The sequence below is a fragment of the Paraburkholderia sp. BL23I1N1 genome, assembly GCF_003610295.1.
GTDB lineage: Bacteria > Pseudomonadota > Gammaproteobacteria > Burkholderiales > Burkholderiaceae > Paraburkholderia.
Map to the genome: position 1 here is coordinate 3,708,244 of NZ_RAPV01000001.1, position 16,884 is coordinate 3,725,127.

The 16,884-nt window shown below is 60.0% G+C and carries 16 protein-coding genes and 2 pseudogenes; 5 read left to right on the top strand and 13 right to left on the bottom strand.

Annotated elements, in window-relative coordinates; translation table 11 throughout:
- Window positions 1–163 precede the first annotated feature (163 nt).
- Window positions 164–1,384 carry an alanine--glyoxylate aminotransferase family protein gene (locus B0G76_RS17210; RefSeq protein WP_120293666.1) on the bottom strand — a complete coding sequence of 407 codons (1,221 nt, stop codon included), beginning with the start codon at window positions 1,382–1,384 and terminating at the stop codon, window positions 164–166.
- A gap of 162 nt (window positions 1,385–1,546) precedes the next feature.
- On the opposite strand from B0G76_RS17210, the gene B0G76_RS17215 reads away from it, so the two are divergent.
- The 3 genes and pseudogenes from B0G76_RS17215 to B0G76_RS17225 all read left to right on the top strand — a co-directional run bounded on the left by B0G76_RS17215 (window position 1,547) and on the right by B0G76_RS17225 (window position 4,593).
- Window positions 1,547–2,272 carry a GntR family transcriptional regulator gene (locus B0G76_RS17215; RefSeq protein ID WP_120293667.1) on the top strand — a complete coding sequence of 242 codons (726 nt, stop codon included), beginning with the start codon at window positions 1,547–1,549 and terminating at the stop codon, window positions 2,270–2,272.
- A 105-nt stretch (window positions 2,273–2,377) separates the two neighbouring features.
- Window positions 2,378–2,530, top strand: a pseudogene (locus B0G76_RS17220) (IS5/IS1182 family transposase); the annotation flags it as partial.
- Window positions 2,531–3,006: 476 nt separating this feature from the next.
- Window positions 3,007–4,593: a Na+/H+ antiporter gene (locus B0G76_RS17225; RefSeq protein WP_120293668.1), complete on the top strand. Its 1,587-nt coding sequence runs from the start codon at window positions 3,007–3,009 to the stop codon at window positions 4,591–4,593.
- A 55-nt stretch (window positions 4,594–4,648) separates the two neighbouring features.
- Here the strand turns inward: B0G76_RS17225 and B0G76_RS17230 are convergent, their stop codons facing one another.
- Complete coding sequence (locus B0G76_RS17230; protein ID WP_120293669.1) at window positions 4,649–4,942, bottom strand: hypothetical protein; 294 nt, start codon at window positions 4,940–4,942, stop codon at window positions 4,649–4,651.
- A 262-nt stretch (window positions 4,943–5,204) separates the two neighbouring features.
- Window positions 5,205–5,789 carry an HD domain-containing protein gene (locus B0G76_RS17235; protein WP_120293670.1) on the bottom strand — a complete coding sequence of 195 codons (585 nt, stop codon included), beginning with the start codon at window positions 5,787–5,789 and terminating at the stop codon, window positions 5,205–5,207.
- Between B0G76_RS17235 and B0G76_RS17240 the strand changes: the two are divergent.
- Window positions 5,788–5,946: pseudogene (locus B0G76_RS17240) on the top strand (helix-turn-helix domain-containing protein); the annotation flags it as partial. The gene B0G76_RS17235 and the pseudogene B0G76_RS17240 overlap by 2 nt on opposite strands.
- Window positions 5,947–6,005: 59 nt before the next feature.
- Window positions 6,006–6,764, top strand: coding sequence for an SDR family oxidoreductase (locus B0G76_RS17245; protein ID WP_120293671.1), 759 nt, complete (start codon window positions 6,006–6,008; stop codon window positions 6,762–6,764).
- Window positions 6,765–6,826: 62 nt separating this feature from the next.
- Here the strand turns inward: B0G76_RS17245 and B0G76_RS17250 are convergent, their stop codons facing one another.
- From B0G76_RS17250 to B0G76_RS17300, 10 genes are all read right to left on the bottom strand, one after another.
- Complete coding sequence (locus B0G76_RS17250) at window positions 6,827–7,573, bottom strand: winged helix-turn-helix domain-containing protein (protein WP_120293672.1); 747 nt, start codon at window positions 7,571–7,573, stop codon at window positions 6,827–6,829.
- Window positions 7,574–8,286: 713 nt separating this feature from the next.
- Window positions 8,287–8,652 (bottom strand): response regulator, encoded by a 366-nt coding sequence (locus B0G76_RS17260; RefSeq protein WP_028196001.1) that lies wholly within the window; start codon window positions 8,650–8,652, stop codon window positions 8,287–8,289.
- Between the two features lie 20 nt (window positions 8,653–8,672).
- Window positions 8,673–9,644, bottom strand: coding sequence for a chemotaxis protein CheX (locus B0G76_RS17265; RefSeq protein ID WP_120293674.1), 972 nt, complete (start codon window positions 9,642–9,644; stop codon window positions 8,673–8,675).
- Window positions 9,645–9,688: 44 nt separating this feature from the next.
- On the bottom strand, window positions 9,689–10,228 hold the full coding sequence (locus B0G76_RS17270; RefSeq protein WP_120293675.1) for a hypothetical protein: 540 nt from the start codon (window positions 10,226–10,228) through the stop codon (window positions 9,689–9,691).
- On the bottom strand, window positions 10,225–10,959 hold the full coding sequence (locus B0G76_RS17275) for a methyl-accepting chemotaxis protein (RefSeq protein ID WP_120293676.1): 735 nt from the start codon (window positions 10,957–10,959) through the stop codon (window positions 10,225–10,227). Before B0G76_RS17275 ends, B0G76_RS17270 begins: the two co-directional genes overlap by 4 nt.
- 54 nt (window positions 10,960–11,013) lie before the next feature.
- Complete coding sequence (locus B0G76_RS17280) at window positions 11,014–13,404, bottom strand: HAMP domain-containing protein (RefSeq protein WP_120293677.1); 2,391 nt, start codon at window positions 13,402–13,404, stop codon at window positions 11,014–11,016.
- Between the two features lie 280 nt (window positions 13,405–13,684).
- Window positions 13,685–14,380, bottom strand: coding sequence for a DNA alkylation repair protein (locus B0G76_RS17285; RefSeq protein ID WP_120293678.1), 696 nt, complete (start codon window positions 14,378–14,380; stop codon window positions 13,685–13,687).
- Window positions 14,381–15,034: 654 nt separating this feature from the next.
- Window positions 15,035–15,283, bottom strand: a complete 249-nt coding sequence (locus B0G76_RS17290; protein ID WP_120293679.1) for a hypothetical protein — start codon at window positions 15,281–15,283, stop codon at window positions 15,035–15,037.
- A gap of 376 nt (window positions 15,284–15,659) precedes the next feature.
- The gene (locus tag B0G76_RS17295; RefSeq protein WP_120293680.1) at window positions 15,660–16,178 is read right to left on the bottom strand and encodes a hypothetical protein; all 519 of its coding nucleotides are present in this window, start codon (window positions 16,176–16,178) and stop codon (window positions 15,660–15,662) included.
- A 223-nt stretch (window positions 16,179–16,401) separates the two neighbouring features.
- Entirely contained in the window at window positions 16,402–16,881 is a 480-nt protein-coding gene (locus tag B0G76_RS17300; protein ID WP_120293681.1) for a nuclear transport factor 2 family protein, read from the bottom strand.
- Between the last annotated feature and the right edge of the window lie 3 nt (window positions 16,882–16,884).

Sequence of the window (16,884 nt, forward strand, 5' to 3'; positions counted from 1 at the left end):
CGGGAACATCGCACGTTGTTCGTGGGCCGCGTTCTATGCGCGGCTTCGTGAGGGAAGTGCTCACCGCCTTCCCTTGCTGCGAGATGCGTGTTGCTTGTTGCTTGCCGCTTGTTGCTTGTTGTGCTGGCGCACCGATGCATCGAGCACCAATGCTCCCAGGCGCTTAAGCCGCGGCTTTCAGCCCAGAGGCTTGCGTCGGCTGGCTCAACCACTCCATAGCGGCAGGCAGACCGCTCTCCTTGAGCGGCACGCCCGCGAGCCGCAGGCCCATTTCGCAACCGGCCAGCGTTGCCAGCAGCATAAGGTCGTTGCAGTCGCCCAGATGCCCGATGCGGAACATGCGGCCTTTCATCTTGCCGAGGCCGGTACCGAGCGACATGTCGAAGCGTTCATAGATGACTTTGCGCACGGCGTCGGCATCGATGCCCTCGGGCATCATCACGCCGGTCAGCACCGGGCTATACACAGTGGGGTCCGCACACTGGATCTCCAGGCCCCAGGCGCGAACCGCGCGTCGGGTGGCTTCGGCGAGACGCTCGTGACGGGCGAACACGTTGTCGAGCCCTTCACCGAGAATCATCTCCAGCGCCTCGTTGAGCCCGTACAGCAGGTTCGTGTTCGGCGTGTACGGCCAGTAGCCGGTCTTGTTCATCTCGACGATGTCGGTCCAGTCCCAGAAGCTGCGCGGCAGCTTGGCCTGCTTGCTGGCGGCCAACGCCTTCGGCGAGATCGCGTTGAAGCTGATGCCCGGCGGCAGCATCAAACCCTTTTGCGAGCCCGACACGGTGACGTCGACACCCCATTCGTCGTGGCGATAGTCGGCACAGGCGAGGCCCGAGATCGTGTCGACCAAGAGCAGCGCCGGGTGACCGGCGGCGTCGATCGCGTGGCGCACGGCGGCGATATCCGACGTGACGCCCGTCGAGGTTTCGTTATGGACGACGCACACCGCTTTGATCGCGTGCTGCGTGTCGGCGCGCAGCCGCTCTTCGATCATGTGCGGCTGAACCCCACGCCGCCAGCCTTCGATGCCAGGCAAGCCGAGGAACTCCGGCTTCAGTCCGACGCTTTCCGCCATCTTTTTCCACAGCGTGGCGAAGTGACCGGTTTCGAACATCAGCACGTGGTCGCCAGGGCTCAGCGTGTTCGACAGCGCCGCTTCCCATGCGCCGGTGCCGGACGCCGGATAGATCACTACCGGCTGCTGCGTCTTGAAGATTTTCTTGATGCCGTCGAGCACTTTCAGACCGAGTTCGCCGAACTCGGGGCCGCGGTGATCGATGGTCGGGTAGCTCATCGCGCGGAGAATGCGATCGGGCACCGGGCTCGGACCCGGAATCTGCAGAAAGTGACGGCCAGCGGGGTGAAAGTCTAGCTTGAGCATTGGGCTCCTCCGATTGAATTTTGCATGCAAAAAACTATATCAGACGATCTGTGACGATTCCAAGCCAAAATTTGCGTGTGGACACCGGTGTTTACCCGCGCTATTAACTAATCTTTATGCTTCCGATAAAATCTCAGCAGACATGATGTTGAGGGCTTTTGTATGCAAAATTCGGATTTCGATGCAGGTGTGACCGCTTCCCCGCTGATGCCGAAGGTCGAGCGCCAGCGCTTGCACGACACGGTGGTGGAGCACATTCGCCGTTTTATCGTCGAGGGGGTGCTCGAGCCGGGCAAGAAACTGAACGAGCGCGAGTTATGCGAGACGCTTGGGATTTCGCGCACGCCGTTGCGGGAGGCGCTGAAGGTGTTGGCCGCGGAAGGGCTGATCGAGATTTCGCCGAACCGGGGCGCGTCGGTGTCGAAGATGTCGGAAGCCGAGTTGCGCGAGACCTTTGAATTGATGAGTGGTCTTGAGGCTTTTTCCGGCGAACTGGCGGCGGAGCGGATGACGGCTGCGGAGCTTGCTGAGATCAAGGCGTTGCACTACGCGATGCTGGCTTGCCGGACGCAGAACGATCTGGCGGGGTATTACAGCCGCAACCAGGCGATTCACGACAAGATCAATGAGGCGGCGAGGAATTCAGCACTGCGGCAGACTTATGTTGCTGTGAATCGGCGCTTGCAGGCGTTGAGGTTTCGGTCGAATTTTCAGATCCCTAAGTGGGATAGTGCGATTCATGATCACGATGAAATGTTGAAGGCGCTCGAGGCGCGGGATGGGAAGAAGCTGAGCGCGATTCTTCGGCAGCATTTGCTGGATAAGCGGGATGCGGTTTTGCAGGTGCAGTCACGGGAAGATGTCGCGGGGTCGCCGCTTAAGGCTTGATGTTGTTTTTTTTGGTTGCGCGGCGCTTTGGTTGGCTGTGGTTTTATGGTGTTGGCCTTTCCTTGTCTTGTTAGAGGGTGTTAGGCACTTTTTGTCGGACCTGGTATCGTCAAGAACCTGTTTCACCATCGCAAGACACGATACCAGGGCTTGGCCAGGAACACCGCGCAACTGTTCAGCCTGTTCGCTCTCGCGAATCTGGTGATTGCGCGAAATCTGTTGCGATCGGTCCATGGGAGCAAACCGTCATGCGTATGAAAAATGCGAGCAGGGAGGCTCGTTTACGCGCCCACTTCACTGAATTGAGCATCGATTCGCTTCGTCATCCAGAAAATTCGATGCCATCTCGCCTGCAACTTGGGCAGTTGGTCCATTGATCAGCGTTTCCCTAGCGGTGTGAGCCGCTTTCTTCGCTTATCTTTCTTTGCGGCGGCGGCAAAGAAAGTAAGTTGTAGTGCCGCCCCGCACAGGGGCAACGCTAATAGATCACTAACAAAACAAGGAAAGGCCAACGCCATAAAAAAACACAGCCCAAACAAACCGCCGAGCAGGCAACAAAACTTATCCCCACAAAATGTGCCCAATCCTGTGGACAACCTGAGCACAGACAAGCCAAGTACTTGATGCCGCAGGCGTATACACAAACGTCTCAACAGCAGGCAGGAACCCCGGCGCACCTGCAAGCGTGTGATAAAAAGTAACTCCCATCCCATATCAAGTGCCGAGGCTCCCGCATGTCCTCCGTCATGGGCTTCAAACTCGTCCTGCTGTCGCTCGCCGCGATGATCGGTCTCCAACTGCTCGCCAAGCGGCTGCAACTCCCCCCAGCCGCAGCGCTTCTGGTCGGCGGCGCCGCGATGGCCTTCGTGCCTGGACTGCCTCCCATCAACCTCGATCCCGAACTGGTCCTGGTCGTGTTCCTACCGCCCCTCCTCATGGACGGTGCGTACTTCTCCGTCTGGGACGAGTTCAAACGCAACCTTGGCGGCATCCTGCTGCTCGCGATCGGTGCCGTCGCCTTTACGACCCTCGCGGTCGGCCTGGTCGTGCATTGGGTCGTGCCGGCCCTACCGTGGAGCGCGTGCTTCGCGCTCGGCGCGATCGTCTCGCCACCCGACGCCGTCGCCGCGAAGGCTGTGCTGGAACGCGTCGCGCTGCCGCGCCGCTTGATGGTGCTCCTCGAAGGCGAAAGCCTCCTCAACGACGCCGCCGGCATCGTGCTGTTTCGCTTCGCCGTCGCGGCCGCGCTCACCGGCATGTTCAGCGCGCAACACGCGCTCGGGCAGTTTACGGTGCTCGGACTGGGTGGCGTGGCGGTAGGCATCGCGATCGGTTTCGTGGTCGTCAAGCTGCTGCACTATCTCGACGACGCCTACCTCATCATCACCGCATCCGCACTCTCCCCATGGATTAGCTACATCGCCGGCGACATGCTGGACGTCTCGGGCGTCATCGCGACCGTCAGTTGCGGGATGGTGCTCGGCTGGCATCAGCATGAAATTTTCTCCGCCTCCGTTCGCATGCGCGGCACGGCTTTCTGGCAGATCTTGATCTTCCTGATGGAAGCCCTGGTGTTCCTTCTGATCGGGCTGTCGCTGCGCGGTGTGATCGTGCGGCTGGGCGGTGTCGGCGATACGTTGACCGCGCTGGCGCCCACGGTCGGCGCCGTGATCGCAGCGGTCGTGCTGTCACGCTTCGTGTGGGTGTTCGTCGTCGAATGGTTGAAAGGACTGGTGTGCAAGCTGATGCAGCGTACAAACATCGCGCTCGACTGGCGCTCGGCAGCCGTGACGAGTTGGGCCGGCATGCGTGGCGTGGTGACGCTGGCGATCGCGCTTTCGTTGCCCGAGGCGATGCCGGGGCGTGACCTGATTCTGGTCGCGTCATTCGCGGTCATTCTCGTGACTGTGCTCGGGCAGGGAACCACGATCGGCGCGTTGATTCGCTGGGTCAAACTGGACAGCGTCCAGGAGCGCAATGAACAGCATTTGGGCGAACCGCAGGCTTGGGCGAGGCTCGAAGCAACGCAGCTTGCCGCGATTCAGCCGCTCGTGCACGACGCAGAGGGACAAGTGATTCATCCACGCTTGCTGGAGCAATACAGCTATCGGGCGCGGATAACCGAAGCTCACCAGGACGAAACAGAGTATCCCGCCGATGTTCGAGAGGCGCATTACAACGTCGTGCTTGCCGCCGTGGCGGCCGGTCGCCGGGAGTTGTTGCGGATGCATCGGTCAGGGTTGATTCATGATGAACTGCTGACCGAGCTGGAGCGGGATCTCGATTTGCAGGAGATCGCCGCGCTGCATGGCAGAGGATAACCGGGCCGCGCCTGACGTTAGTCCACACGCGAACCCGGTCGATGCCTGGCCCGTTTCAATGACCTTTGAAAATATCCAGCAGTTGATTCTGCATTTGCATCATCTCGTGCGCGTGCTTCATCTCCATCTGCGCCATCGAGTCCTGATACTCCATTTCCATCTGCATCATTTTCTGCTCGATGCCGATGGCCTGGGTGCGCTGCTCAGGCGTCAGCTTCTCCATCATCATGCCGAAGTTCGGCGGCATCAGATAGGTGCCGGCACGCCCTATTCCCTGAGCCTGTACGGAACCCGCAATCAGCGCGAGTGGCAACAGGCTGCACATCACGACAGCTCGAATCGATTTCATGACATCTCCAGTCTCAAGTTAGTAGCCGGGTTTCAGAATCGGCTACATAGGCGACGTTCAAACGCTCAGACAGACAAGCCGCGGTCGAGCCGCTGCACACGCCAGGTCTGGGATTGCAACACCCGGGGCTGGCCGCCGTGCACGATCGTCCAGGTGTTTCATGCGTTTAGTCGCGAACGCTGACTGGAAATGACATGCTGGATGGAAATTACGCCGATAATCTTTTTTCTATGTCGCTGTCACTTTCGCTACGAAGTGCCGACTAATCCTTCCAGGCCGAACCCAGAATCATCGTGCAGAAATTCTCGCGATGGTAATGCGGGTCTTTCAGCGCCAGCACGTCCGCCTTCACGTTGCCGAAAGTCGTTTCCGGTTTGTGGATCGTGCCGTGCGCGAATGCGTCGATAATCCCTTCCTTGAAATGCGCGCCGCGCGGGTGGGCGTGAATGACCTCATGACGCTGATGCTCGCTGAACTCATCGTAAGCGAGACCCAGCACGTCCATCTCGACACCTGCCGTGACCAAAGCCACCACCGGCTTCATATATTGCGGAATCCCAGGCGTGGTGTGCAGCGCAATCGAATTCCATACCTGTTCGATATCGTCCTCGCCGATACCGTGGCGCTTCAGAAGATCACGCGCCGCGTTCGCGCCGTCCACCTCGAATCGATCATGCTCGCTGCTATACGGCGCGACGAGTCCCATGTCGTGAAACATCGCGCCGATGTACAGCAACTCGGGGTCATACTTGAATTGCTTGCGCGCGCCCTCCAGCGAGCCGAACAGGAACACGCGCCGCGAATGGTGATAGAGCAATTCGGTTTCAGTATCGCGCATAAGCTGCATGGATGCGGCGCGCAAGTTGCTCGAAAGCAGCGACGCGGCGCTCAAAGCGATTGCCTACGACTGCGGCTTCGGCACCGCGGACCGGATGCGTATCGTCTTCACGAAGCGGATCGGCGTCACGCCGATGCAATATCGCGAGCGCTTTCGTTCCGAGTGAACGAGAGATTCGCGTGAGAAAATGACGGTCTTCTCAAGCCAACGATCACAAGGAACGACATGTCCATCTCTTCTCCGATCCGCGCGATCGTGACCGGCCACGCGCGCGGTCTGGGCGCCGCCCTTGCTGAACAACTGCTGGCGCGCGGCGTCGCGGTACTGGGCTTGTCCCGCTCGCGTCATGCCACGCTTAAAGCACGTTTCCTGGCACTGCTCGAAGAAATCGAGCTCGAGCTTGCCGATCCCACGCGCGTCGCGCAGTGGGTCGCAACCGATGCACTGAAGCGCTTCGTCAGCGGCGCACAGAGCGTCCTGCTGATCAACAACGCGGGCATGGTTCAGCCAATCGGTCCGATCGAAGGTCAGAACGCCGCGGACATCGCCACCGCCGTGAGCCTGAACGTGGCCACGCCGCTCATGCTGGCGAGCGCGCTCGCCGCAGCCAGCGTCGACGCAACCGATCGGCGCATCGTGCATATCTCGAGCGGTGCGGCGCGCAATGCGTATTCCGGCTGGAGCATTTACTGCGCGACCAAAGCCGCGCTGGATCATCACGCACGCGCCGTTGCACTCGACGCGAATCGCGCGCTGCGCATTTGCAGTCTGGCGCCGGGCGTGATCGATACAAACATGCAGGCGGAAATTCGCGGTAGCGGCACCGAGCAGTTCCCGTTGCGTGAAAAATTCGAAGACCTCAAGCGCAATGGCCAGCTTTCGACACCTGAACAATGCGCGACCCAGTTGCTCGATTACGCCTTCAGCGATGCATTCGGGCAAACGCCGGTGGCCGATATTCGCGAGGTCGCGAAGCAAGGCTGACACGCGCGCGCCACGCTCCCGTAAAACCTCACCTTTCGGTTGATACGTAGATACGTCGATGCTCAAACGCCGGGCGCAACCATCGCGCCGCGCTCGGCCGCCCCGATCTCGCCGTGCGGTACGAACACATAGCCGCGTCCCCATACCGTCTGAACAAAGCGTGGCTCGGAAGGATCGATCTCGATCAGCCGCCGCAACCGCCAGATCGAGACGTCGAGACTGCGCCCTTGATGCAGCACGCTATTGCCGCGCAACTTCTCGTTGAGTTGCACGCGCGTGAGCACGGTCATCGCATGATTGACGAAGATTTTCAGCAACGCGAACTCCGAGCTGCGCAGCGCGAAATGCTCGTTGTCGCGGCGCAATTCGCGCGCGGAGAAATTCAGCTCGCAACGTCCGAAGCGATACGGCGGCCGCGTTTCAGGTGCGCCTGGCGCGAGCGCGCCGCGCCGGCGCAACAACACGCGAATGCGGGCGAGCAGTTCAGCGGGATCGGCGGGCTTGCTCATGAAATCGTCGGCGCCGAGTTCGAGACCAATCACGCGATCAATCGCCTTGCTGCTCGCCGACAGCAAGATCACCGGCACGTCGTTGCCGCTCATGCGCAAGTCGCGCAAGACAGCGAGGCCGTCGCCGTGCGGTGCGGAGATATCGAGTACCAGCAACGCCGGCCGCTCCATCTCGATCACGTGCTTCAGCCCCGCGCAATGCGGACGTGCGGACACGCCGCAGCCCTGTCCGCGTAAAGATTCGCCCACCACGGCCGTTAAGCCGGCGTCGGCGCCAACAAAAAGAACGTGCTGACTCATCCAACTGATTCCAGGAGACGATCGGTTTTCAGAGACAGGCGATGGCTTGCAGGAATAGCAAAGCCGCTGACCGCTTGTCGTCCGCGTCGCCATCTTCCCTGTAGGCGGATGTTCTCAAAACGCGGAACAGCCCCCAAGGTTGGCAATTTCTTCCCAACTCTTTCAACGCGGAACGTGATATGGGATTGCTCGTGACGTCACCGCACGATGCGCGCGCCTGCTCCCGAAAAGTCTCACCTTTGGCACGGAGCGATCGGGGTTCTGCGTGAAGTGTTCAGCGGCCACTCCCGAAAACGCTCACCTTTCGAGCGTTGAGGCAGGCCGCAAAGGCATGCTGGGCGGGATATCGGGCATTCCGAACAGGTCATTCCCGAAAACCCTCACCTTTGAAGGGTTGCAGGTAGTCTGCATACCCAGGTAAGAGACGGTTTGAGTGGCGCTTGCGAGAGTCGCCGTGGAATGGCTGGAAGGTGAGGCGCAATGATGTGGCGCAGCTCACGTGTCCGCGATCGCGGCACGCTCCCGAATATTCTCACCTTTAGGTCGACGAACGCACGAGCAACGCCGTGCCGTCAACATCGCGACAGCGGGCTTGTTCACGCATTGAGCGTGTTTTTGACGGCAGCCGCAGTCACGAATCCTGCTGTGCACGACACCGGCGCGCGGCTCCCGAAAGTTCTCACCTTCGCCAAAACCCGCCGTGCGTGCAGCGTCTAGCTCGCCAGCTTGCGGAACGTTTCCAGCACCGCGTCGCCCTTGAACGGCTTGACGATCCAGCCTTTGACGCCCGCCGCCTTGCCGCGCTCTTTCATCGCCGGGCTGCTCTCGGTCGTCAGCATGATGACGTTGACGGTCGTGTTCGCGAGTTCGCCGCGAATCTTCTCGACCATCGTCAGGCCGTCCATGTTCGGCATGTTGACGTCGCTGATCACCAGCTTGATGCCGGGGCTGGCCTTCAGTTTGGCGAGGCCGTCCTTACCGTCCACCGCCGTATCGACGTCCAGACCGTTCTTCTTCAGAAAACCGGCCACTTCGTCGCGCACGGTGCTCGAGTCATCCACCACCAGAATTTTCGACATATTTTTTCCTATGACAACACTTAGAACAGATCCAGTTCGCCCGCTTCGACCATCGCGCCGACATCGTCCGCGATTTCCCTGAAGTCTTCCGGCGACCAGCTCAGACTGAACACAAAACGTTGATGCAGCTTGACCGAACGGCCCGACTGCGCGTCCGTCAGCGCGTACATGAAACACAGCTGCGGATTGCCGCTGCCGAACGAGATGTACTTATGCTTGTGATTCACCAGCAGCGGCACCTGCACCTGGCTGCGCGTCCAGGCGTCCGCATCGCCGACATAGCGGTTCTTGAACGAGCCCCAGATCAGATTCGTCACTTCACCCAGCACGCCGTTCAGATCGCGGAAGTTTGCTTCGCTATCCTCTTCGTTGTCGATCATCCGATAGCGATCGAGCAATTCGAGAATCGGCGCCTCTTCCGCCTGCATCATCATGTAGCCGCGGCACCACGCGCTTTCCAGCGGAATCAGGCTGAACACCTCGCCGAAGATGATCCGGTCGCGCACGATATACGGCGTGTCGCACGTGATGGTCAGGTCCTTGAACACGTCGCCGAGAATCGCCTGCGTCATGTCCGCGATGCCTCGCACCAACGCGTTCGGATAATCCAGACTGAAAATGTATTCGTCGATCACCTTGCGCAAGGGCGCCATATCGTGCGCGACGTAGGCCGCGCAGACCACGCGGCGCAAACTCTCGGGCAAACCGTCGAGGCTCGGATCGTCATCGCGCCGCATGATGATCGGCAACTCGGGACGCACCGCGTTGATCCTGATCGCGATCTCAGCGCTCGCTTCGGCTGAACCGCCGTAGCTTTCTGCGAATAGAACGGCGCCCAGATCGATGTTCGAGCGCAGCACCGACTGCAAACGGCTCTTGCCGACTTTCACGCCGACCAGATTGTGCTCGTCGCAGAAGCGTTTCAGCGCCTCTTTATGCACCGGGCAGTCGTCCAGCACCAGGACCTTGCTGACCGGTTTGTTCATGTTCATTTCGGATTCCTGCTCACTTCGTCTATCGATGTCATGATCATCACTCAGAACAGCTCCAGCTCACCGCTGGTTTCTTCGATTACGCTCGTGTCCGCCACGAAGTCGATCGGTGCATGCGCGCACACGCATATCGTCGCGGCAAACGGCACGGAACCGTTAAGCGTGATCGAATACGACGACAGCAAACCCGGCTTCAATTCCGGCAGATGTTCCAGACAACGCGCGCTCAACACATAAGGCGTCGACATGCCGAGGTCCGGAAAATAATGCAGCAGTTCCTGATTCATCGCGCCGCAGCACAGATTGCAGATTTCCAGAAACACTTCCTGGAAGGGACGCTCATCGTCCTCTTTCAGGTAGTAGCCACGAGTGCTGTCGTTTTCGTCGAAGTGCAGAATCAGCAGCAGTCTGAACACGATAGACGAAATGGTCAGCACGACCACCTGGGTGTCCTTCGTTGCGCCCGTACCAGCCTCGGCGAGCGAGGCGATCTCGCACGTGTCGCCGGAATCCAGTGGCAGGCGTGCCTGCACCGCCTTGCGGAAAATGCGTTCGAAGCTGTCCTTCGCGTTGCCCGTGATCACATCGGCACCTGGTGCAGCTTCGAGTGAAACTGGTTGGCGAGCGATTCGACGCTGGAAAGCGACGCCGCGATCATTTTGCCGCCGGCCTGAATGTCCTGGAAGGTGGAGGTGGTGGTCAGGTCGTTGCGGTGCAGGCTGTCGCGATAGCTCTTCGACAATTCCTCGGAACGCGCGGCGAGCGCCCGGACCTCGCTGGCCACCACCGCGAAGCCGCGTCCTGCCGGCCCCGCGCGCGCGGCCTCGATCGAGGCATTCAGCGACACGATCACCACATGGCGGACAATCGACGACAGCTCCTGATTCTTCGCGTGCATGTCGTGGTTCTGCGTCATCAGCGAGATCATCTGCTCGTGCCAACGCTCGAATGTCGCGCCAAGGCTTTTCAGACGCGCGGCTTCGCCGGCGATCTGATGCGCGTGATGCGCCCACTGGTCTTTGTCGTCGGTCGCGGCTTTCAGCGTTGCGCGCAGTTCGTCGACGCTGGCCGATTGCTGCCTCAGCTCCTCACGCAACTGCGCGGCCAACGCTTCCATCTCTTGCGCCGCCTGTTCACGTTCGCGGATCGCGTCACCGTGGTCCGCGTGTTCCGCCGAGAACGCTTCGATCCGCGCATCCGCTTCGGCGCGCAAGCGTGCCGTCAGCCTCGTGCTTTGCAACTTGTGCGCGACAAATGCCAGCAGCGCGGTCACCGCGCTGCCTGCCACCGCCGCCAATACGTACTGTTGAATCACAACCTATCCTTCCGAAATCCGTCGCGAACGCGTCAATCAGCGTTCGGCCGACGTTCAATCCGCCATCGCGTCGAGTTGCAGTTCGCCGGCGTCGCCACGCGCTTCCACACCCAGCGTATCGACGGCGACGCTATCCGGCAGGCAGACGATCGTCTGGAACTGGCGGAACGACGCGCCCTTGTGATCGTCGGTGAAGCGCAGTTCGATGCGGCCCTTCTCACGCTTGAGGAAATCGCGCACAGCGTCCATGCCCACGCCACGGCCCGACACTTCCGTGACTGTTTCAGCAGTTGAGAAGCCCGGCCTGAAAATGAATTCGGCGATGGCTTCGTCGCTCAGTTGTTCGTCGCTGCCGATCCAGCCGCGCTCGATGGCAATGCCGCGAATCCGTTCGAGCGCGAGGCCACGGCCGTCGTCGCTGAGCGTGATCTGCAGCGCGTGGTTGTCGACACCCACTTCGATATCGATCGTGCCTGCCGGTGCCTTGCCGTGCGCGCTGCGCGCGTCGGCTGCTTCGATACCGTGATCCATCGAATTGCGCAGCAGATGCATGAACACGTTGCCGAGCGTGCCGCCTGCCTGGCCGCGCAGACGGTAGCCGTTATCGGCGATCCGCACGGTCGGCGCCGGCTTGCCCAGTTCCTGCGCGAGCGAAGGCAGCGAGTCCAGTACGCCGGAGAGCGCATCGCGCACGCTTTCGCTGCCTAGCGCGAGCAAGGTTCGGCGCATCGCATCGCGCATCGACTGCAATTCGTGAAGCTCGCCAGCGTTCGTCTTGTCCAGCATGCTCAGGGTCTGCTGAATCTGGTCCTTTTCGACCATCACGTAGTGACCCGCATTGCCGGCGTTATTCGAGCCGGCTTTGGTCTTGCGGCCGAGGCTCTGTTCGTTGATCCGGGCGTAGCTCTCGATCGCCTCGCGCACGCGCGTCAGCTCCTGCATGAGGTGTTCCTGGTCCCACGAGCGGTCCGCGTCCGGCTGGCGCAGTTCGTCATAGCTCTTTTCGGTTTCGTGGACGACGTTAGTCAGGTGCGCCAGGTTATAGGTCCGCGCATTGCCCTTGATGGTGTGCATATTGCGGAACAGCTCGGCGATTGCCGCATGGTCCGCTTCCGAGTGCTTGCGGATGATGCGCTCGTTCTCGCTGACAAAGCCCGCGGAGCTTTCGATGAAGTGATGGAACTTCTCTTCGCTCACCGCAAGAATCTCGCCGATCATGTCGAGACGGCGGCGCTGTTCGCTGGCTTCCGCAGCGAGCTTGCGCAGTTCGGTGACGTCGCGCACGCACAGCATCAAACGCAAGATCACGTCGTTTTCGTCGGTGATCGCCGACCAGCTGAGGTCGAGAATCTTCACGCGGCCATCGGGCATGCGCTTCGTAATTTCGCTGACCAGCAGGTGCTGATTGAACGCGAAGTTGATGCAGTCTTCGCCGAGGCACGCATGCGCGGCCGCATCGACTTGCGAGAGCACGTCCGAGCCGAGATCGGTATCCGAGAACACCAGGTCCATCAGACCGCGCCCGGCGATGTCTTTCGTTTCGAAGATGTCTTCCAGATACGCCGAGTATTCCGAGTGGATCACGGCGCCGTCGACCACCGTCAAAATACCTTGCTGCATGTTCTGCAACATGGCCTGAATGTCGGCGGTCTTCTGCTTGAGTTGCGCCGAGCTTTCCTGAATCTTTTCGATCATGCCGTTGAACGCGACGATCGAATGGCCGATCTCATCCAGCCGGCCCACCGGCACGCGGCGCGTGAAATCCTGGCTCGACGCGATCTCGCTCATCATGGCTTGCATGCGGCTCAGCGGACGGGTGATCTGCCGGTAAAGCAGCGTGCCGATGAACGTCAGCAGAATGATCGCGATACCGGTGACGGCGGCGATAGCCGTCGTGGTGGTGGCGAGCGTGGCGTTCAGCGCGGTGATCGCTTCGTCTTTCTGACGGTTCTTCTCGACGCGCAGCGTTTCGACGATGCCTTCGAGTTCGTCGCGATACTGCGCGACGTTGGCGAACAGATACGCTTGCGCGAGTTCGTTCTTGCCGTCGGCCTTCATTTTGGCCGTCTCGGTGATCGCGGAGAAGTAGTTCTCGAGGCTCTCGTTCGCCTGGGAGACGAGGCCTTGCTGCGCGTGACTCGCGGCATCTTTGCCCTGCAGCGCGAGGGCCTGTTGCAACGAGGCCTTTTTCTTCTTCAGTTCGTCCTGCGCCTGGGAGACCATATTGGCGTCCGGCGCGTAGACCAGTGTCATGGTCGCGAGCTGGACGTCTTTGACCTGCGAGACGAGGTCGGCGGAAGCCAGCGCGCTGGGAACGACGCCTTCGGTCACCTTGCGCACTTCGCCCGCGCTGCCGCGCGTTTGATACACCGCGTAGCCACCGATCGCCGACAAGGCGACGAACATCAAAACAACCAATAGTGTGATGCGATGACGGATAGTCATGTGAAACCCCCGAGGGTATGGCCTTCGCGTCAGCCCCTCGATGGGAGCAGCGCGTTTTTTGCAAATTTTGGGTCAAGCTTGCAGCGCTGCCGAGTATTGCCGACGCATATTACCGAGCGATGACGACGGGGTTTTTGACCACGTTTCGAGGGCTAAATATTCTTCTAAAGTTTTCGATTTTTAGGCCGTTAATTTAGGCCCGTTTAATTGCGCACTGCGAATTGCGCGTTGCGTTAACCCGCGCCGCGAATTGAACGGCGAATATTCTGCGCCAGACGCGTCAGCGGATCGACGGAAGATGCTTCGACGCTTCACGTAAAGTAAGCGGCGACATGATGTCCCGCGAAGCGGAAAGAAAATCGCTCACGGCGTGGGGAGCATGCCACGCGTAATCCCGCAGCGCCCACGCGATGGCCTTACGAATGAAGAAGTCGCTTTCTGCGGCCAGCGAACGCGCGTAGCCGAAAAGACGCTCTTCGTCGGTGTGCTCGCGCCAGCCGAGTTGGTGAATCATGGCAATACGTCGAACCCACAGCGAGTCATGCTTGAGTGCCGCATCCATCGCGGCCTGCACGCGCGGGGTGTGCGCTCGCGCCGCTTTCAGAACGTCGCCGACGACACCCGCCAGCGGATCGATCGAATCCCACCAGGCGCTCCGCTGAGCGAGCTTCAATAGGTGCGCGATGTCTGCCGCTGCAAGCGTTTTCCATTTGCGCGCCAACAGGTCGGTCGCGACGTATTGGAATTCGCGTTCCGGCATTGACCATAAGACATTCGCACACGCCAGCAGATGGTCGGCATTCTCCACCGGCAGCCGCTTGAATACCGGCAATACCGATTTCCGCCGCAGCGGCGTTGGCACACCGGTGAACTCGAAGTGGTCACGCATATAGGCGCGCATCGCGATCGCGCGTTCAGCGTCGGCGTGCGGCGCGAGTGCTGCTTTGATTTCTTCGCCAAAGGCTTCGGGCGTCATTGGGAACGTACTCCAGGTGAATGGAAAGTAACTCGTAGACGGCTACGTTCGGATTAAGCCTCCCGAATCTCCTCACCTTCGAATCGAAAGTGCGTCGACAGGTATCAACATTATCACCCAACGCGCTCCCGAATGTTCTCACCTTTGGGTTTATAGCTTCCCTCGAGAATTGCCACCCATCACCTTGTACAAGGTCACAAGATTAGCCTGATGAGGATTCCCTGGAAATCCTCACCTAATCTGTCTACCGGTGAGAATTCAATGCGGCAACAGCTCCCCCCCTGGATTCGCTCACCTTCGCGAGTGGTCTCCTGGAACTCCTCACCTTATTGTGTCTCGGCTTACTGCCACGGTGCTGTTCGGCGCCTGGAACAACTCACCTCCTGGTGATGTGATGCCTGACGCCCTGGAACAGCTCACCTTTCGTCGATTTAACGGCGTCTCCTGGAATTCCTCACCTTTGGCGGTGGTGACGTCATTTCCTGGAAATCCTCACCATTGAGCGAGGTGACGCCATCTCCTGGAATTCCTCACCATCCTGGAATCACTCACCTTTGAACGCATAGCCGCGCAGGATGCGCAGACGTCAATCACGCCTCGCGCTGCGAGCCCGTTTTGTTTGCCATTTTTGTCCCGCGCGACTTCAGTTTGTCTTTAGCTCCCGCCAAAGAAAATATTGCATTGCGGGTCGCTGCTGCAGGATTTCTTGTTTTTCCAGCCGCTTTGCATTTTCGTGTCGGGCATGCCGCCGTATGCCTGCGTCGCAGAGTCGGAGGGAGCAGCCTGAGTAACTGCATTTTCCTGTGGGGTAGGTTGTTGAGGTTCCGGCATGCTTTGCGAATGCGCGAATCCAGCCATGGCGAGTAATCCGGCAGCAGAAGCCACCATCAGTCGTGATTTCACTTTCAGCTCCTTGATTTAGGGTGCGTCTCTCACTGATGCAGATCGTTATCCGCAGGCCCGCAAGCCGGCATCGAGATGGGGATTTTCGGGCGCGCGAACGCTCTTCGGGCCTGCGGGCGAATTGCCCGAGGCCAAAGTTTTAGGTAGTTATGAAAATAGGGAGAGCAGTGCGCCGAACCGAGGATCCGGGGCGCAAGGAGGCGTGCGAACTGGCAGTGTCAACGGATTTCGTGAATCCCTCGGCACGGAATAATCGCCCTGCAAATACCTGTTATAGGGCGCGGAATGCCGAAGCGATAGCGAATATTTGGGCTGCGAGCCGTTGATGCACTCGCAAGCGGTTTTTTACGCCAGGACCGGAGCTTATTACGCCAGTTTAAAACTTCACCTTCAACTGAAACCCGATCGTGAACGGAAGATTGTCCGAGGGGATCGGCGGAATCACGATGAAGTTCGCCCCGACGCGCTTGTATTCAACCATCACGATCGGCGCGGCCACCGGTCCGATCGTATGGTTGCGGCCGAGACCCCAGTTGCCGTAGTTATAGCCCGAGATGATCCCGCCCATCGCCGCGATCCGCACGATGCCCCAGTGCAGGAACTCGGGTGCCCAGACGCCGCCGCCATAGTAAGAGGGCCGCCGAAGCGAGTTGCGAAAGCCGCCGGCGGTCAACGCCCATTGATTGTTGAGCCAGCATTCGACGCCAAGGCCGGGATTGAATTGCTCGAAATGGGTATTTGGGTCGGGGTTGATGTGATACGAACCGAGCATGGCGTCGACCCATACGCCGCCGTCGCACCAGCTGCCCGCGTGCGCAGCGGACGCCGCGGCCAGGCTCGCGACGAGGGCCACGGCGGTACGCCGGATGTTCTTCTTGATCTGCCGAAAATGCATGTGCTCTCCGTCACCAGTCGAGTGCCGGTGTCATCTATGGTCCAGGTATGCCTGCTTGACGCCCGTCGCGCACTGTACCTCAACCGGCACGGGCCATGTGGAGGACACGCTCGGGCGCGCGGGCACAGGACGTGCCCCGCGGCGCACACGCAACCATAACGGAGAACCGGTGGCAAAGCGGTGAACACCCGGCAGGTATCCACCTTCAATGCTTGAGAGACGTCTAGAGGCCGAGGTCGGACAGGCCCGGATGATCGTCAGGACGGCGGCCGAGCGGCCAATGATAAAGACGGTCGGTCTCGCGGATCGGCAGATCGTTGATGCTGGCATGACGACGCGCCATCAACCCGTGCTCGTTGAACTCCCAATTCTCGTTGCCGTATGAACGGAACCAGTTGTTCGAGTCGTCGTGCCATTCGTAGGCAAAGCGCACGGCGATGCGGTTATCCGTGAATGCCCAGAGTTCCTTGATCAGGCGGTAGTCGAGTTCTTTTGCCCATTTGCGGCGCAGCAGTCCGACGATTTCCGCGCGACCATGCGTGAACTCGGCACGGTTGCGCCAGATGCTGTCGGGTGTGTACGCGAGTGACACGCGCTCGGGGTCGCGGGTATTCCAGCCGTCTTCCGCGGCGCGTACCTTCTCGATAGCGGTTTCCCGTGTAAACGGCGGGAGTGGCGGGCGGGTTTCGATCGAGTCGGCCATGGT

Coding starts and splice junctions, on each gene's coding strand:
- B0G76_RS17210 (WP_120293666.1), bottom strand. CDS start 1,384: ATGCTCAAGCTAGACTTTCACCCCGCTGGCCGTCACTTTCTGCAGATT.
- B0G76_RS17215 (WP_120293667.1), top strand. CDS start 1,547: ATGCAAAATTCGGATTTCGATGCAGGTGTGACCGCTTCCCCGCTGATG.
- B0G76_RS17225 (WP_120293668.1), top strand. CDS start 3,007: ATGTCCTCCGTCATGGGCTTCAAACTCGTCCTGCTGTCGCTCGCCGCG.
- B0G76_RS17230 (WP_120293669.1), bottom strand. CDS start 4,942: ATGAAATCGATTCGAGCTGTCGTGATGTGCAGCCTGTTGCCACTCGCG.
- B0G76_RS17235 (WP_120293670.1), bottom strand. CDS start 5,789: ATGCAGCTTATGCGCGATACTGAAACCGAATTGCTCTATCACCATTCG.
- B0G76_RS17245 (WP_120293671.1), top strand. CDS start 6,006: ATGTCCATCTCTTCTCCGATCCGCGCGATCGTGACCGGCCACGCGCGC.
- B0G76_RS17250 (WP_120293672.1), bottom strand. CDS start 7,573: ATGAGTCAGCACGTTCTTTTTGTTGGCGCCGACGCCGGCTTAACGGCC.
- B0G76_RS17260 (WP_028196001.1), bottom strand. CDS start 8,652: ATGTCGAAAATTCTGGTGGTGGATGACTCGAGCACCGTGCGCGACGAA.
- B0G76_RS17265 (WP_120293674.1), bottom strand. CDS start 9,644: ATGAACATGAACAAACCGGTCAGCAAGGTCCTGGTGCTGGACGACTGC.
- B0G76_RS17280 (WP_120293677.1), bottom strand. CDS start 13,404: ATGACTATCCGTCATCGCATCACACTATTGGTTGTTTTGATGTTCGTC.
- B0G76_RS17285 (WP_120293678.1), bottom strand. CDS start 14,380: ATGACGCCCGAAGCCTTTGGCGAAGAAATCAAAGCAGCACTCGCGCCG.
- B0G76_RS17295 (WP_120293680.1), bottom strand. CDS start 16,178: ATGCATTTTCGGCAGATCAAGAAGAACATCCGGCGTACCGCCGTGGCC.
- B0G76_RS17300 (WP_120293681.1), bottom strand. CDS start 16,881: ATGGCCGACTCGATCGAAACCCGCCCGCCACTCCCGCCGTTTACACGG.